The 17775-nt window shown below is 66.6% G+C and carries 9 protein-coding genes; 6 read left to right on the forward strand and 3 right to left on the reverse strand.

Features of this window, described 5'->3' with window-relative positions:
- Position 1 precedes the first annotated feature (1 nt).
- Positions 2-1120, reverse strand: coding sequence for a chorismate synthase (gene aroC, locus FHW83_RS27690; RefSeq protein ID WP_176649596.1), 1119 nt, complete (start codon positions 1118-1120; stop codon positions 2-4).
- Between the two features lie 262 nt (positions 1121-1382).
- Between aroC and FHW83_RS27695 the strand changes: the two genes are divergently transcribed.
- Both FHW83_RS27695 and FHW83_RS30535 read left to right on the forward strand, forming a co-directional pair.
- Positions 1383-3644 carry a bifunctional diguanylate cyclase/phosphodiesterase gene (locus FHW83_RS27695; protein WP_176649597.1) on the forward strand — a complete coding sequence of 754 codons (2262 nt, stop codon included), beginning with the start codon at positions 1383-1385 and terminating at the stop codon, positions 3642-3644.
- A 162-nt stretch (positions 3645-3806) separates the two neighbouring features.
- Positions 3807-12569, forward strand: a complete 8763-nt coding sequence (locus FHW83_RS30535; RefSeq protein ID WP_218106472.1) for a calcium-binding protein — start codon at positions 3807-3809, stop codon at positions 12567-12569.
- A gap of 57 nt (positions 12570-12626) precedes the next feature.
- Here FHW83_RS30535 and FHW83_RS27785 read toward each other — a convergent pair whose 3' ends face one another.
- Positions 12627-13082 carry a CBS domain-containing protein gene (locus FHW83_RS27785; RefSeq protein WP_176649598.1) on the reverse strand — a complete coding sequence of 152 codons (456 nt, stop codon included), beginning with the start codon at positions 13080-13082 and terminating at the stop codon, positions 12627-12629.
- A gap of 145 nt (positions 13083-13227) precedes the next feature.
- Here FHW83_RS27785 and FHW83_RS27790 point away from each other — a divergent pair, with 145 nt between their 5' ends.
- Positions 13228-13935 carry an alpha/beta fold hydrolase gene (locus tag FHW83_RS27790; RefSeq protein ID WP_176649599.1) on the forward strand — a complete coding sequence of 236 codons (708 nt, stop codon included), beginning with the start codon at positions 13228-13230 and terminating at the stop codon, positions 13933-13935.
- Here the strand turns inward: FHW83_RS27790 and FHW83_RS27795 are convergent.
- Positions 13919-15295, reverse strand: coding sequence for a YihY family inner membrane protein (locus tag FHW83_RS27795; RefSeq protein ID WP_176649600.1), 1377 nt, complete (start codon positions 15293-15295; stop codon positions 13919-13921). The genes FHW83_RS27790 and FHW83_RS27795 overlap by 17 nt on opposite strands.
- Before the next feature lie 64 nt (positions 15296-15359).
- Here FHW83_RS27795 and wrbA point away from each other — a divergent pair, with 64 nt between their 5' ends.
- From wrbA to FHW83_RS27810, 3 genes are read left to right on the forward strand one after another with little or no spacing between them, the layout of a single operon-like run.
- Complete coding sequence (gene wrbA / locus FHW83_RS27800; RefSeq protein WP_176649601.1) at positions 15360-15959, forward strand: NAD(P)H:quinone oxidoreductase; 600 nt, start codon at positions 15360-15362, stop codon at positions 15957-15959.
- 5 nt (positions 15960-15964) lie between these two features.
- Complete coding sequence (locus FHW83_RS27805; RefSeq protein ID WP_176649602.1) at positions 15965-16372, forward strand: DUF2069 domain-containing protein; 408 nt, start codon at positions 15965-15967, stop codon at positions 16370-16372.
- The gene (locus tag FHW83_RS27810) at positions 16369-17775 is read left to right on the forward strand and encodes an FAD-binding oxidoreductase (RefSeq protein ID WP_176649603.1); all 1407 of its coding nucleotides are present in this window, start codon (positions 16369-16371) and stop codon (positions 17773-17775) included. The genes FHW83_RS27805 and FHW83_RS27810 overlap by 4 nt, the downstream gene beginning before the upstream one ends.

Consider the following 17775-nt stretch of genomic DNA (forward strand, 5'->3'; position numbering starts at 1 on the left):
CTTAAACGCCGCCGGCGCCGGCCGGGGGCGCGATGTTCGGCGTCGCCACGCGCACGTCGCCGCACTGCGCGCGGTGCATCAGCGCGTGATCGATCAGCACCAGGGCCAGCATCGCTTCCGCGATCGGCGTGGCGCGGATGCCGACGCACGGGTCGTGGCGGCCGAAGGTTTCCACCATCACCGGGTTGCCGTCCTTGTCGATCGACTGGCGCGGCGTGCGGATCGAGGAGGTCGGCTTGATGGCGATCGACACCGTGATGTCCTGGCCGGTCGACAGGCCGCCCAGCACGCCGCCGGCGTTGTTGCCGACGAAGCCCTGCGGGGTCAGCGGATCGCCGTGCTCGGTGCCCTTCTGCGCCACCGACTTGAAGCCGGCGCCGATTTCGACGCCCTTGACGGCGTTGATGCCCATCATGGCGTAGGCGATGTCGGCGTCCAGCTTGTCGTAGATTGGCTGGCCGAGGCCGACCGGGATGTTCTGCGCCACCACGTCGATGCGGGCGCCGATCGAGTCGCCGGCCTTGCGCAGCTCGTCCATATAGCTTTCCATGCCGGCGATCACGGCGGCGTCGCCGGTGGCGGCGAAGAACGGGTTGTCCGGCACGTGCTTCCAGTCCTGGAACGGCACCACGATGTCGCCCAGCTGGCTCATGCAGCCCTTGAACACGGTGCCGTACTGCTGGTGCAACCACTTCTTGGCGATGGCCGCCGCGCCCACCACGGGCGCCGTCAGGCGCGCCGAGGAGCGGCCGCCGCCGCGCGGATCGCGGACGCCGTATTTATGCCAATAGGTGTAGTCTGCATGACCGGGACGGAAGGTTTCAGCGATGTTGCCGTAGTCCTTGCTGCGCTGGTCCTCGTTGCGGATCAGCAGCGCGATCGGCGTGCCGGTGGTCACGCCCTGATACACGCCCGACAGGATTTCCACCGTATCCGATTCCTGGCGCTGGGTCACGTGGCGCGACGTGCCCGGCTTGCGGCGGTCCAGCTCCGGCTGGATGTCCGCTTCCGACAACGGCAATCCCGGTGGGCAGCCATCGATCACACAACCAATCGCGGGACCGTGCGACTCACCAAAGGTGGTTACAGAAAACAATTTGCCAAAAGTATTACCGGACATAGGAAAAGAATCTTCGGGAAAAAGTGGAAAGTTCCTTATTCTACCAGCCGGCGCCCCCCGCCGTCCCGCCCGCAAAATAATTTCCACACAGCAAGTTCAGCTTGGTAAAATATCATTCTTTTGATACAAGTATGCTGCAACTTATCCATCGACTTGCACACTGGACACAAGTTGGGCGCAAAGCCGTGGAAAACTGCATTCTTTTTGACAATCCGCTATATACTTGAACGCAAGAACACCGAGTACTCTGGAGAAGCTACACATGCCCCCACCGGTCACACCCCTTGAGCAGTCCAAGGATGATCAAGACGATTTGGTATTCTTAGAAGAGCATCCGGCTGCGCCCGCATCGACGGGCGCCCGCAATGTGTGGCGGGTCATGATCATCGACGACGACGAGGACGTCCACTCGACCACCACCTTTGCGCTCGGCAACCTGGACATGCAACATCGCCCGCTCGAATTCGTGCACGCGTATTCGGCCGGACAGGCGCGCGAGTTGCTCAAGCACGAAAGCGAGATCGCCGTCATCCTGCTGGACGTGGTGATGGAGCAGGACGACGCCGGCCTGCACCTGGTGCGCTACATCCGCGAGACGCTCAAGCTGCACGACGTGCGCATCATCCTGCGCACCGGCCAGCCCGGCTACGCGCCCGAGATCGACGCCATCCGCGATTTCGACATCAACGACTACAAGACCAAGTCCGAGCTGACCCGCATCAAGCTGTTCACCACGGTGACGGCGGCGATCCGCTCCTACGAGCAGATCCGCAAGATCAACGACAGCCGCCGCGGCCTGAACCAGATCGTCCACGCCAGCACCGAGCTGATGACCCTGCACGGCGTGCAAAACTTCGCGGCCGGCGTGCTGGCGCAGATCGGCCACCTGCTGGGCCAGGACGCCAACGGCGTGCTGTGCGTGCAGGAATGCCCGGACAGCGGCTGCCACGAGCTGATGGTGATGGCCACCGCCGGCAGCTACCGCCACCTCGACAACATCACCCTGACCGTGCGCGAGGACCAGCGCATCCACGACGCGCTGGAGGCGGCGCTGGCGCAGCGCCGCAACCTCTACGGCCCGGACTTCGTCACGCTCTACTTCGCCGGCAAGGCCAGCCGCGACTTCGTCGCCTTCCTGGAGGTGAAGCGCGCGCCGACCGAGATCGACGAGCGCCTGCTGGAAGTGTTCTGCAGCAACGTCGCGGTCGGGCTGGACAACGTCGAGCTGGTGACCCACCTGCACAACGCGGCCTTCTACGACCAGCTGTCCAAGCTACCCAACCGCACGCGGCTGGTGGAAATCCTCGACGCCGCCCTCGCCGGTCCGGCGCGCGAGGACGCCACCCTGTCGCTGGTCGACCTCGACCACTTCGCCGAGACCAACGACGCGCTCGGCCACCAGTTCGGCGACATGCTGCTGGTGGCGGTGGCCGGCCGCCTGCAAACCGAGCTGGGCGGGCAACTGACCGTGGCGCGCATCGGCGGCGACATTTTCTGCGTGCTGGGCGATTCGGCGCAGGTCAACCCGGGCAACATCCTGGCGCTGTTCCAGCGCCCGTTCAGCATCGACGGCCAGGACGTGCAGCTGTCCGCCACGCTGGGCCTGGTGCGCCTGAACGAGCACGAGGGCAGCGGCGCCGACGCGCTGAAGGACGCCGACATCGCGCTGAAACGCGCCAAGTCGCAGCAGCGCGCCGGCCACTTCTACTTCTCGCGCTCGATGGGGGTGGAAATCCGCGAACGGGTGCGCATGATGCACGCGCTGCGCACCGCGTTCGGCCAGAATCAGCTGTTCGTGGTGTACCAGCCGCAGATCGACCTCAACACCCGCCGCCCGGTCGGCGCCGAGGCGCTGCTGCGCTGGCAGACGCCGGACGGCAAGTTCATCTCGCCGGACCGCTTCATCCCGATCGCCGAGTATTCCGGCCTGATCATCGAGCTGGGCGAGTGGGTGATGCGCACCGCCTGCCGCGAGCTGGTCGACCTGCGCGCGGCCGGCCACCATGATTTCATGATGTCGATCAACGTTTCGCAGGTGCAGTTCCGCCACCCGCACTTCCTCGACATGCTGCGCAAGGCGCTGGAGGACACCGGCGCGCCGCCGCAGAACATCGAGCTGGAAATCACCGAATCGATGGCCATGGAAGAGCCGGACCTGCTGATCAAGATGCTGGGCCAGATCAAGCAGACCGGCGTCAGCATCGCCATCGACGACTTCGGCACCGGCTTCTCCTCGCTGTCCTACCTGCAGCGCCTGCAGATCGACCGGCTGAAGATCGACCGCGCCTTCGTCACCGAAATCACCGGCTCGGCGCGCGGCAGCAGCATCGCCGAGATGGTGATCCAGCTGGGCCGCAACCTCGGCCTGGCGGTGATCGCCGAGGGTGTGGAGGACGAGCGCCAGGCGCAAATCCTGCAATCGCTGGGCTGCCCGCTGGCCCAGGGTTTCCTGTTCGCCCGCCCGATGACCGCCAGCGCCCTCAACGGCTGGCTCAGCGACGACGCGCTGGAAGGCGCCGCATAACCGCCCCCACCCATCCCGAATGTAAAGGCCGCGCACGTCGCGGCCTTGCTTTTGTAGAGTCTTTCCTCACATTTGTAACAGAAAGTGAGAAATTAATAGAATCATCACGCTTGTTGCATGGTATCCTCCGTCTGGTTTCATAAAGGTTAAGGGAAATACAACGTGGGTATCTTTCAGGGAACAACCGGCAATGATGGTCTGGTGGGCAGTGGCAACAACGACACCCTGAAGGGGCTGGCTGGCAATGACACCCTCGACGGGGGCTCAGGCGCGGACCTGATCGACGGCGGAGATGGCGATGACGTGCTAAGCGACCAGGGCGGCGCCAATGTATTCCATGGCGGCGATGGCAACGACCGCCTGTACCACAGCGCCTACGAGGCCGACACCATGTTCGGCGACGCCGGCGACGACTTGTTCGTGTACAGCGTGGTCAGCACATACGAGGCGCAAGCCACCGGCGGCAGCGGCCGCGACACGTATCGCCCCGATAGCGGCGACAGCGGCCTGCCGAGCAACCTGAACGTGTTGGACTTCACGGTCGGCCCGAACGGCGATTTGATCGACCTGATGCCGCAACTGTCGCGCAGCACGATGTACGCGGACGGCAATCCGTTCAGCGCCGCCAACGGCTATGTGCGCGTGATCCAGGATGGCGCCGACACCAAGATCCAGATGGACCGCGACGGTACCGCGACCAACGGCGGCTTCAGCACCGTGCTGACACTGAAGAACGTCGATGCCAGCACCCTCACCGCCGATAATTTTGTCGGCGGCCTGAAACCCGACGGCACCCCGGTGATCGGCCTGGTGGCCAGCGCCACCACGCGCGAACTGTTCGGCACCAGTTTCAACGATCAACTCAGTTCCGGGCCCGGCGCCCACTATCTGTATGGCTATGGCGGCGACGATCTGCTGCAAGCCGGCGCCGGCGATGCGCAAGGTGGGGGCGACGGTCTCTACGGAGGCAGCGGCAACGACACCCTGAACGGTGGCGCGGCGGCCGACGTTCTGGACGGCGGCGCCGGCAACGACAGCCTCGGCGGCGGCGATGGCAACGACCGGCTCAACGGCGGCGCTGGCAACGATACCCTGCAAGGCGGCGCCGGCAACGACACCCTGAGCGCCTCCGACGCCGGCCTCGACTCCCTCGATGGCGGCGACGGCGACGACACCTTTGTTTACAAAGGCAGCGGTGCGCCGGTCAGCATCGCCACCGGCGGCGGGGGGCGCGATGTCTACCAGCCGAGCATGGAGAATTATTACTACGGCCTGGGCACGCTGAACATGAAGGTCACCGACTTCATGGCCGGCGCCGGCGGCGACCAAATCGACCTCACCCAGATGTTGAGCAGTGGCACCAGCTACCAAGGCGGCAATCCCTTCAGCGCCGAGCTGGGCTACGCGCGCCTGCAACAAGTGGGCGCCGATACCGTGGTGCAGCTCAGCGCCAACAATATCGCCAGCGGCAGGGTTTTCTATTACACCGTGCTCACGCTCGCCAACGTCGACAAGGCCAGCCTGACCGCCGACAACTTCGTGGGCGGCCTGAAGCCGGACGGTTCCGGCATCGTTGGCGTCAGTCTGAGCACCAGCGACACCCAGCACACGCTCGGGGGCGGCAACTTCGACGACACGCTGACCGCCATCAACGGCGCCAACGCGCTGTCCGGGCACGGCGGCAATGACGTGCTGCAAGGTGGCAGCGGCGACGACCAAGGCCATGGCGACACGCTCGACGGCGGTAGCGGCAACGACACCTTGCTGGGCGGTGGAGCCGACGACAGCCTGCGCGGCGGGGCCGGCAACGACCAGTTGGCCGGTGGCGTTGGCAACGACACCCTGGACGGCAACGCCGGCAGCGACCTGCTGCAAGGCGGCGGCGGCGACGACGTGTTCTACGTTGACGCCAATGCCGGCGCCGATGCAGACACCCTGGACGGCGGCGACGGCGACGACCTGTTCGTCTACAACTATGGCGTGGCGGGGGCGGCACTCGCCACCGGCGGTGGCGGCGCCGATATTTACCAGCCGGTCGGACCAGGCTATATCTTGAACAGCACCTCTGGCAAAAAGGACACGCTGACCATCACCGACTTCACCGCCGGCGCCGGTGGCGACCAGATCGACTTGCTGCCGGCCCTGCGCATGATGACGGAGTACAGCGGAGGCAATCCCTTCGCCGGCGATAACGGCCACGCGCGGCTGACGCAAAGCGGCGCCGATACGCTGGTGCAGCTCAGCTACGCCGGCCATGGCAACGCGGCCATCCCCTTCCAGACCGTGCTGATCCTGAAGAACGTGCTGGCTGACAGCCTGACGGCCGACAACTTCGTGCATGGCATCGCGCCCGACGGCAGCGCCGTCAGCACCGCCCCGCAATATGCCGACCAGGCCGGTGTGACCATGGAGGGCGGCTATTTCAACGACACGCTGGTGGCGCTATCCGGCACCAACCAGCTGTCCGGCGGCGGCGGCGACGACTTGCTGCAGGGCGGCGCGGGCGACGCCGGCGGCGGCGACACGCTCGACGGTGGGTGGGGCAACGACACCCTGATCGGCGGCGCCGGCAACGACGTGCTGGCCGGGGGCCCCGGCCGCAACCTGCTGCAAGGCGGCGCCGGCAACGATACATTATGGAGCGGCAATGGCACATCCGGCGAAACGCTCCAGGGTGGCGCGGGCGATGACTATTTCGAGCTAAGCTGGCATAGCGATGGCAACGTGAGCCGGGCACAGGGCGATGACGGCAATGACAGCTTCCACATCCTCATCGACGGCAACACCGGCGCCGACGTACTCAGCGGCGGCGCCGGCCGCGACACTTATACCTTCGCCACCGGCCCCTACTGGTACAGCGGTAGCACCTACATCGAGATCGGCGACTTCCGCGCCGGCGACGGCGGCGACGTGCTCAACGTCATCGAGCTGATGGCCGCGGCAACCAGCTACGGCTACAATGGCGGCAACCCGCTCAATCCCGGGCTGGGCTACCTGCGGCTGGTGCAAAGCGGCGCCGACGTCAAGCTCGATTTCAATTTGTTTGGCGCCAACAACACCGCCTGGCAAACCGTGGCACTGCTGCGCAACGTCGCCCTGTCCGAGCTGACGACGCAGAATATGATCGGTGCCAATCCCAAAGGTCCTATCGTGCCGGGCCTGGCGCTGGAAGGCACCGGCAACGGTGACGAGTCCCTCAGCGGCAGCTATTTCAACGACACCATACACGGCAATGGCGGACGTGATTACCTGTACGGTCAGGAAGGCGACGACCTGCTGGTGGCGGGCCCGGCCGGCGCCGCCGCCAACGGCAGCGCGCTGCACGGCGGCAGCGGCAATGACACCCTGGCGGGCGCCGACGGCGACGACTACCTGGACGGCGGCGCCGGCGATGACCAGCTGTCCGGCGGCGACGGCAATGACAGCTTTACCTTCGAAAGCGGCAACGATAGCGCGGACGGCGGCAACGGCGAGGATGGCTTCATCGTCGCCGGCGCGGGCAATGTCAGCATGCAAGGCGGCGCGGGGGATGACGCGCTGCTGGTGCTGGCCAACGGCGCGCTCAGCGGCAACGTGCGCTTCGACGGCGGCGCCGGCAACGATGACATCGGCATCCAGGGCGCCGACCTCGGCAATGCTCGGCTCACCCTCAGCGGCGGCGCCGGCCGCGACAGCTACCGCATCGACAGCCTGTCGGCCAGCGCGAATGTCCACGTCACCGACTTTGCCGCCGGCGCCGGCGGCGACTGGCTGGCGCTGAACGGCGCGCTGGCACAGCTCAGCGCCGACGCCGCGGCGCGGCTCGACCCGATCAAGGCCGGCTACCTGAGGCTGGTGCAACAAGGCGCCAACGTGTTGATACAGCTCGACGCCGACGGCGCCGGCGCCGCCTATGCGCCACGCACCGTGCTGACGCTCGATAACGTCAAGCTTGGCGAGCTCGGCAGCGCCAACTTCGCCGGCAGCGCGCAGTATCTCGGCTGGGGCGGCAACCTGCAAGGCACGCTCGGCAACGACCTGCTTGAGGGCGACGCCCTCAACAACCGGCTGGAGGGCGGCAACGGCGACGACACCCTGTCCAGCGGCGGCGGCGACGATACCCTGATCGGCGGCGCCGGCGACGACCTTTACCTCGTCGACAGCGGTAGCGCCGTGACCACCGAACTGGCCAACGGCGGCATGGACACGGTCAAGACCGCGCAAGCCGCCTACACGCTGGGGGCCAATCTCGAAGCGCTGCAATATACCGGCGCCGGCGATTTCCAGGGTGTCGGCAACGCCAGTGGCAACCTGATCACCGGCGGCGCCGGCAACGACACGCTCGATGGCAACGGCGGCGGCGACATCCTCACTGGCCTGGACGGCGACGACACCTACGTCGTGCGCACCGCCACCGACCGCGTGGCGGAGGCGGCCGACGGCGGCTACGACATGGTCCAGGTCGCTTATGCCAGCGCGGCCTACACTCTGAGCGCCCACGTCGAAGCCGCGACATTGACCACGGCCGCCGGCGCCGGCGGCCTGACCGGCAACGAGCTGAACAACTACCTGAGCGGCAACGCCAGCGCCAACACGCTCAACGGCGGCTCCGGCAACGATACGCTGGACGGCGGCGCCGGCGCCGACAAGCTGGCGGGCGGCCAAGGCGACGACTTTTACCTCGTCGACAACGCTGGCGACGCGGTAGCAGAACTGGCTGCGGAAGGTCAGGACACGGTGGAAACCGCGCTGACCAGGTATGCGCTGACCGCCAACGTGGAGCAGCTGCGCTACACCGGCAGCGCCAACTTCACCGGCACCGGCAACGAGCTGGCCAACCGCATCAGCAGCGGCCTCGGCAACGACACCCTGCTCGGCGGCGCCGGCAACGACACCCTGTCCGGCGGCGGCGGCAAGGACTCGATCGATGGCGGCGATGGCGACGACACCCTGCTGCTGAGCGACCAGTTCGATCACTACACGCTCGCGCGCTCCAACGGCGTGGTGACGCTGACCAACAGCATCCTTGGCGAAAGCATCATCCTCAAGGGCATCGAAACCCTGGTGTTCACGGACGGTGCACGCACCATCGGCGAGCTGCTGCTCAACCAGTACAGCGACGGCGACGATTACCTGGCCGGCACCGGCGGCGACGACAGCATCGACGGCCTGGCCGGCGCCGACACCATGAGCGGCGGCGCCGGCGATGACCGCTACGTGATCGACAACGCCAGGGACACCATCAAGGAACTGGCGGGCGAAGGCGCCGACACCGCCGAGCTGACCTTCAAGGCGGCCGCCACCTACACGCTGGACGCCAATGTCGAGAACGTCGAGATCAAGGCGGCCGCCTCGCTGGCGGTCAACGTCAACGGCAACGAGCTGGACAACAGCATCACCGGCAACGCCGCCGCCAACATCCTGAGCGGCGGCGCCGGCAACGACTATCTCGACGGCGGCGCCGGCGTGGACAAGCTGATCGGGGGCAGCGGCGACGACACCTACCGCGTCGACAACGCCGGCGACGTGGTCACCGAGGGCCTGAACGAGGGCGTGGACACGGTGCGCACCACCCTCTCCAGCTACACGCTGGCGGCCAATGTGGAAAACCTGGCCGGCCCCGGCAACGGCGTGCTGAACGGCACCGGCAACGCGCTGGACAACCAGATCGACGGCGGTCTCGGCAATGACACCCTGTCCGGCCTGGCCGGCAACGACACCCTGCGCGGCGGCGTCGGCGACGATGCGCTGCAGGGGGGAGATGGCGACGACCGGCTCGAAGGCGGCATCGGCGCCAACATCCTGGACGGCGGCGCCGGCGCCGACACGGCCGTGGCGCTGGACGACTTCAGCGCCTACACCGTCAAGCGCCCCAACGCCATCGACACCGTGCTGACCCACAACAGCAGCGGCGAAGCGCTTACCCTGCGCAATGTCGAGTACGTGATCTTCAACGGCACGCTGAGGGCCATCCGCGACGTGCAGCTCGGCATCCGCAGCGCCGGCAACGACTACATCCGCGGCACCGACGGCGGCGACACGCTGGACGGCGGCGCGGCCGGCGCCGACACCATGGCTGGCGGCGCCGGCAACGATACCTACCAGATCGACGACGCCGGCGACACCATCGTCGAAACCGCCGACGGCGGCAACGACGAGGCGCAGGTGGCGCTGGCCAAGGCCGGGGCCTACACGCTGGGGCTCAACGTCGAGAACGCGACCGTGACGGCGGCGGCCGGCGTGGCCGTCAACCTGATTGGCAACGATGGCGACAACCAGCTGACCGGCAACGCCGCCGCCAACACCCTGACCGGCGGCGCCGGCGACGACACGCTCGACGGCGCCGCCGGCGCCGACCAGTTGGCCGGCGGCACCGGCAACGACGTGTACAGGATCGACAACACCGGCGACGCCGTCACCGAACTGGCCGCGCAAGGGGTTGACCGCGTCGAGACCACGCTGGCCAAGTACACGCTGGGCGCCAACGTCGACGACTTGCTGTACCGGGGCGCGCCGGCCTTCGCCGGCAGCGGCAACGAACTGGCCAACCGCATCCAGGGCGGCGGCGGCAATGACACCCTGAGCGGCCTGGGCGGGGACGACCTCCTGCAAGGCGGCGCCGGCAACGACACGCTGCTCGGCGGCGATGGCGCCGACCAGCTCGACGCCGGCACCGGCGCCGATGTGGTGGACGGCGGCGCCGGCGGCGACACCCTGACGCTGCTGGGCAACTTCGGCGAGTACACGCGCAGCCGCCCCAACGCCACCGACGTGGTGCTGAGCAACGCCACCACGCACGAAAGTATCACCGTGCGCAACATCGAGAACTTCAGGTTCGCCGACGGCGACAAGGTGCTGGCCGACCTCGTCTACAACACCGCCAGCATCGGCAACGACAGCCTGTTCGGCGGCGACGGTGCCGACAGTCTCAACGGCCTGGCCGGCGCCGATCAGATGTACGGCGGCAAGGGCGACGATACCTACACGGTCGACCAGGCCGGCGACAAGGTGTTCGAGACGGCCGACAGCGGCGAGGACCTGGTGCTGGTGGCCCTCGCCAAGGCCGAGACCTTTGTCATGGGCGACAACGTCGAGAACGCGATCGTGACCGCGGCGGCCGGCGTCGCCGCCAACGTGACCGGCAACGTTCTGGACAACAGGCTCACCGGCAACGCCGCGGCCAACACGCTGACCGGCGGCGCCGGCCACGACACCCTGGACGGCGGCGTCGGCGCGGACAAGCTGATCGGCGGCCTGGGCGACGACCTGTACCAGGTCGACAACGCCGGCGACGTGGTCACCGAACTGGCGGGCCAGGGACTGGACCGCGTCGAAACCTCGCTGCTCAAATACACCCTGGGCGCCAACGTGGACGACCTGCTCTACACCGGCGGCGCGGCCTTCGCCGGCACTGGCAACGCGCTGGCCAACAGCATCGGCGGCGCTACCGGCAACGACACCCTGACCGGCCTGGCGGGCGACGACATCCTCCACGGCGGCGGCGGCAACGACTCGCTGCTGGGCGGCGAAGGCGCCGATCAGCTGGACGCCGGCACCGGCAAGGACGTGGTCGACGGCGGCGCCGGCATCGACACCCTGACCCTGCTGGGCCACTTTGCCGACTACACGCGCAGCCGCCCCACCGCCACCGAGCTGGTGCTGGTGAACACGCTCACCAACGAAAGCATCAGCGTGCGCAACGTCGAGCAATTCATCTTTGCCGACGACAGCAAGTCGCTGGCCGACGTGGTGCTCAACTCCGCCAGCATCGGCAACGACAATCTGAGCGGCACCGACGGCAACGACACCCTCGACGGCGGCGCCGGCGCCGACTCGCTGGCCGGCGGCCTGGGTGACGACACCTATGTGATCGACCAGGCCGGCGACCTGATCGTCGAAGCCAGCGGCCAGGGCATCGATCTGGTCAACGTGGCCTACGCCAAGGCCGGCGCGTACGCGCTGGGCGACGCGATTGAGAACGCCACCGTCACCGCGGCGGCGGCCACCAACGTCGACCTGAGCGGCAACGCCCTCGATAACATCCTGACCGGCAACGCCGCCAGCAACGCCCTCGGCGGCGGCGCCGGCGACGACGCGCTCGCTGGCGCCGCCGGCAACGACACGCTGGACGGCGGCAGCGGCAACGACCAGCTCGACGGTGGCGCCGGCGCCGACAAGCTGGTGGGCGGCAGCGGCAACGACAGCTATCAGGTCGACAACAGCGGCGACGCCATCACCGAGCTCGCCGGTGGCGGCCAGGACAGCGTCACCGTCAAGCTGATCTCCAGCTACACGCTGGCTGGCGAGGTGGAGGACATGGTATTCAGCGGCGCCACCGCCTTCACCGGCAACGGCAACGCGCTGGCCAACAGCCTGACCGGCGGCGGCGGCAACGATGCGTTGAACGGCTTGGCCGGCAACGACACGCTGACCGGCAACGCCGGCAACGACAAGCTGCTCGGCGGCGATGGCAACGATGTGCTGGCCGGCGGCGACGGCAACGACACCCTCACCGGCGGCAACGGCGCCGACAGCTTCGTGCTGGCCGCCAAAACCGGCGTCGACGTCGTGACCGACTTCGTCAGCGGCACCGACAAGCTGGCGCTGACCCAGTCCGTGTTCGGCGTCGGCGACGACCTGGTGATCGACAACGCCGTGCTGCAAGCCGCTCCCGGCGGATTCAGCAATGAGGCGGAACTGGTGATCCTGACGCAAAACGTGGCCACGCTCAACCTCAACACGGCCGCCGCCGCCATCGGCAGCGCGGCCAGCGCCTACGCCGTCGGCGACAAGGCCCTGTTCGCGCTGCACAGTGGCAGCACCACCACGCTCTATCTGTTCACCTCGAACGGGGCGGATGCCGCGGTCGGCGCCAATGAACTGACCCAGTTGGTCACCCTGACCGGCACCGCCACCACCGCGGCAGCCGACTATCAGTTCATCTGAGGCAAAAAAAAGGCGCTACCGATTACCGGTAGCGCCTCGTTATTTCCATCAAGAAATTCAGTCGGCCGCCTGCTCGGCCTCGGCCGGCCAGTCGCGGATGTAGGCCTTCAGCATGCGGTTCTCGAAGCTCTGCGCCTCCAGCACCGCGCGCGCCACGTCGTAGAACGAGATCACGCCGAGGATGGTCTTGGCGTTCATCACCGGCAGGTAGCGCGCGTGCTTTTCCAGCATGATGCGGCGCACTTCATTGACGTCGGTGTCCGGGGTGACGGTGATCGGATGGTCTTCCATGTGCTTGCGCACCGTGCCGGCGCCCACGTTGCCCTGGTTTTCGTGCAGCGCGCGCAGCACCTCGCGGAAGGTCAGCATGCCCACCAGATCGCCAAATTCCATGACGACCAGCGAACCGATGTCCTTCTCGGCCATGGTGTTGGCGGCTTCCGCCAGCGGTTGATCGGGGGAGATGGTGTAAAGGATGGAACCTTTAACTTGAAGAATTTCCGAGACTTTCATTTGGGGCCGTCCTGTCCGCTGATATATGCTCTGTGAATGGGAGTTCTAATTGTTCTAACCTTGTAGCGAATGTAGCCTATGCCCGGCAAAAAAGCCAGCGCTTCGGATAAGCAAAACATAACATTGTTGTCGAAAGGAGCCTCACATGCACAAGCCCACCGTGGTATTCATCCATGGCGCGTTAAACGACCATGCCGTGTGGAGCGCGCAAACCAGCCATTTCACTGAACATGACTACGCCGTGATGGCCCCCGACCTGCCCGGCCATGGCCCCGAAGGCGGTCCGGCGCTGGACAGCGTGGGCGCGATGGCCGATTGGCTGCTGGCCGCCCTGGCCACGGCTGGCGTATCGCAAGCCGCGCTGGTGGGGCACAGCATGGGATCCCTGGTGGCGCTGGAGGCGGCGGCGCGCGAGCCGGCGCGCGTCACGCATCTGGCCCTGCTGGGCTCCACCTATCCGATGACGGTGGCCGAGGCGCTGCTGGCAACGGCGCGCGACGACGAGCAGCGCGCCATCGGCATGGTCACCAAGTGGTCGCACAGTCCAGGGTACGCCGACACCGAAACGCTGCGCCAGATGATGCTGCGCCTGGCCGGCCGGCAGCTGCTGCACACCGATCTGGCGGCCTGCAACGCCTACGACAACGGCGATGCCGCCGCGGCGGCGGTAAGCTGCCCGACCTTGCTCATCTTCGGCGCCAGCGATGTCATGACGCCGCCGAAATCCGCCGCGCACCTGAGCACCAGCATCGCCGGCGCCCACACCATCACGCTGGCCAGCGGCCACGCGCTGATGGCCGAACAGGCCGACGCGGTGAACGCCAACCTGCTGAACTTCATCGGCAGTCGATAGGGCCGAAGTGCTGGGCCAGGGTCTTGCCCAGCCCTGCCTCCACGGCCGTCTCCACTTCGCGCGCCAGCGCGGCGGCGTCGCGCGCGGCCTGCAGGTCGCGCTCATCGTCGCCGTCCGCCACCACGCCGGCGTTGACCGGCATGCCGGCGAAGACGAACAGGCGGTAGACGTCGGCCAGCGTCAGCTTGTCGACGTTGGCGAGGATGACCCAGTTGTCGGCGCCCTCGCTCACGCGCTTGCCCCACTGGACACGCGGCTGGGCCGCCACCGGCACCCGCCCCACCCAGCCTTCGGCCATCATGCGCTCCAGCAGGTTGTCCATCTCATCGAAGCCCAGGCGTGTGCGCTCGCGGATCCGCACCGCGTTGACCAGCGCCGTGTCGCCACATTTGCAGGCCACGTGCAGCACCTTGAGGATGGCCATGGCATCGACGAATTCACCGCCCGGCTGCGCCTCGTGCCACCAGCGCTCGTACTTCACCACCGGCAGCGCGGCCACCAGCAAGGCGCCGAACAGGGTGATCAGCCAGGACAGGTAGACCCACAGCAGGAACAGGGGCACCGCCGCCAGCGCGCCATAGATCTTGGAATAGGTCGGAAACTGCGTGATGAAGATGGCGAAGCCGCGCTTGGCCAGCTCGAACGCCAGGCCCGCCACCAGGCCGCCCCACGCGGCGTCGTGCCAGTCGACGTCGCGGTTGGGGACGATCACGTACAGCAGCGTGAAGGTGGCCGTGGTCAGCGCCAGCGACAGCACGGTGTAGATCAACGCGCCCAGCACCGGCACGTGGCCCACCAGGTCGCTGGTGGCCATGAACACCTGCGAGGACAAGGTCAGCGACACGCCGATCAGCAAAGGCCCCAGCGTGATCAGGGCCCAGTAGACCAGTATCCGCCTGGTCCAGGCGCGCTGGCCGCGCACGCGCCAGATGCGGTTGAACACGCGCTCGATCAGGTTCATCATCGCGATCGAGGTCACGATCAGCGTCACCGCGCCCACCGCCGACAGGCGCGTGGCCTTGGAGGCGAACATGGTCAGGTAATTGAGGATGTTGCTGGAGATGGACTTCGGCATCACGCTTTGCACGAAGTAGGCTTCCAGCGACGTGCGGAAGGTGTTAAACAGCGGGAAGGTGGTGAAGATCGCCAGCGCGATGGTCAGCAGCGGCACCAGCGCGAACACGGTGGTGAACGTCAGGCTGCCCGCCACCTGCGGCAAGCTCTCTTCACGCAGGCGGCGATGGGCAAACAGGAACAGGTCCCGCACTTCCGGCCAGGACAGGGAACGCGCGGTTTCCCAACCGCTTTTGCAGCTGCGGAAAACATACTGGATGAACCACTGGAGGTATTTTTCAATCATGGGGCGTATCGTATTACAACAGTGGCAATGATACCACCCGCCAAACCGCCCTATAATAACGGCGATGAACTCCCTGACCATTCTTGTACTGTTTTACTCCCGCCATGGCGCCACGCGCAAGCTGGCGGAATTGATCGCCCAGGGCATCGAGAGCGTGCCGGGCTGCGACGCCCGCCTGCGCACCGTGCCGCCGGTGTCCAGCGTGGCCGAGGCCACCGAGCCGGACGTGCCGGCCGACGGCGCGCCCTACGTTGAGCTGGACGATTTGACCGAGTGCGCGGGCATCGCGGTCGGCTCGCCTACGCGCTTCGGCAACATGGCCTCGGCCATGAAGTATTTTTGGGACGGCACCTCCAGCCAGTGGCTGTCCGGCGCGCTGGCCGGCAAGCCGGCCTGCGTGTTCACCTCCACCGGCAGTCTGCACGGCGGGCAGGAATCGACGCTGCTGTCGATGATGATCCCGCTGTTCCATCACGGCCTGATGGTGCTCGGCCTGCCGTACACCCATCCCGAACTGATGACCACCGCCAGCGGCGGCACGCCGTACGGCGCCAGCCACTGGTCTGGCCTGGACGGCAAGAAGGTCATCACCGAAGATGAGAAGCGCCTGGCCATCGCATTGGGCAAGCGCCTCGCGGAAACAGCTGTAAAACTCAACGGATAAACGCCATGGAAACCACAGCACAAAAATATTTTCACTGGGGCGCGATCGGCAGCCTGGTTGCGCTGATTGCCTTGTGTGTGTTGTGGGAGATGGTGCTGGCGCCCCTGAAGCCGGGTGGCTCGTGGCTGGTGCTGAAGGCCGCGCCGCTGCTGCTGCCGCTGTACGGCGTCTACAAACGCGATATCTACACCATGCAATGGGCCTCGATGATGATCCTGCTGTACTTCGCCGAAGGCGTGGTGCGCGGCTGGAGCGATACCGGCAACCTGTCGGCGTGGCTGGGCTGGGGCGAGGCCATCGTGGTGTGCGTGTACTTTGTGTGCGCCCTGCTGTATCTGCGTCCGTACAAGCGCGCGGCCAGGAAGATGGCCAAGGAGCTGCTCGACAAGATAAAGGTCAACACCGTTAAATGATGGATTTTCTCTCGCAATGCCGCGCCGTCGTTGGCGATGCCTATGTGCTGGATGCGCCGGCCGACATGGCGCCCTTCCTCACCGACTGGCGCGGGCGGTTTACCGGCAAGGCTTTGGCGGTGCTGCGTCCCGGCTCGGTGGAGCAGGTCGCGGCGCTGGTGCGTGCTTGCGCAGCGCATCGCGTGGCCCTGGTGCCGCAAGGCGGCAATACGGGTCTGGTGCTGGGCAGCGTGCCGGATGTCAGCGGCGCGCAGGTGGTGCTGTCGCTGGCGCGGCTGAACACCATTCGCCAGATCGACCCGGTCAACCGCGCCATGACGGTGGATGCCGGCTGCATACTCCAGCGGATTCAGGAAGCAGCGGCGGCCGAGGGCTGCCTGTTCCCGCTGTCGCTGGCGGCGGAAGGCAGCTGCACCATCGGCGGCAACCTGTCCACCAACGCGGGCGGCACGGCGGTGCTGCGATACGGGAACACCCGCGAACTGTGCCTGGGCCTTGAAGTGGTGACGCCGCAGGGCGAGGTCTGGAGCGGCCTGCGTGGCCTGCGCAAGGATAATACCGGCTACGATTTGCGCGACCTGTTCATCGGCGCCGAGGGCACGCTGGGCATCATCACCGGCGCGGTGCTCAAGCTGTACCCGCAGCCCAAGGCCAGCATCACGGCGCTGGCCGCACTGCCCTCGCCCGCGCACGCGCAGCAGTTGCTAGTGCTGATGCAGGATCACTGCGGCTCCAGCCTGACCGGCTTCGAGCTGATGTCGCGCTTCTGCCTCGATCTGGTGGCGCGGCAGTTCCCGCATTTGCCCAAGCCGTTCGCCGCGCCATATGCGCAATACGTGCTGCTTGAGCTGTCGAGCAGCGAGTCGGAGGCGCACGCGGTCGGGCTGCTGGAGCACGCCATCGGCGCGGCGCTGGAGCGCGGCGTGATTCAGGATGCCGTGGTGGCGTCCTCGGTGGCGCAATCGGCGGGCTTGTGGCAGCTGCGCGAGCACATTCCGCTGGCGCAGGCCAAGGCGGGCAAGAACATCAAGCACGATATTTCGCTGCCGGTGTCGCGCATCGCGGACTTTATCGCCGCGACCGGGCCGCAACTGGAGGCTGCCTTTCCTGGCTGCCAGTTGGTATGCTTCGGCCATCTGGGCGACGGCAACCTGCACTACAACGTGGCGCCGCCGGAGGGCATTTCCAACGAAGATTTCCTCGTCAACCAGGACAAGGTCAATCGCGTGGTGCACGACAGCGTGGTGGCGTTTGGCGGTTCGATTTCGGCCGAACACGGCATCGGGGCCTTGAAGCGCGACGAACTGGCGCACTATAAATCGCCGGTGGAACTCAACATGATGCGAGCCATCAAAGCGGCACTGGATCCGCTGGGTATTATGAATCCCGGTAAAATCCTTTGA

It is taken from the genome of Duganella sp. SG902 (assembly GCF_013376005.1).
In the GTDB taxonomy this organism is placed as follows: domain Bacteria; phylum Pseudomonadota; class Gammaproteobacteria; order Burkholderiales; family Burkholderiaceae_D; genus Rugamonas.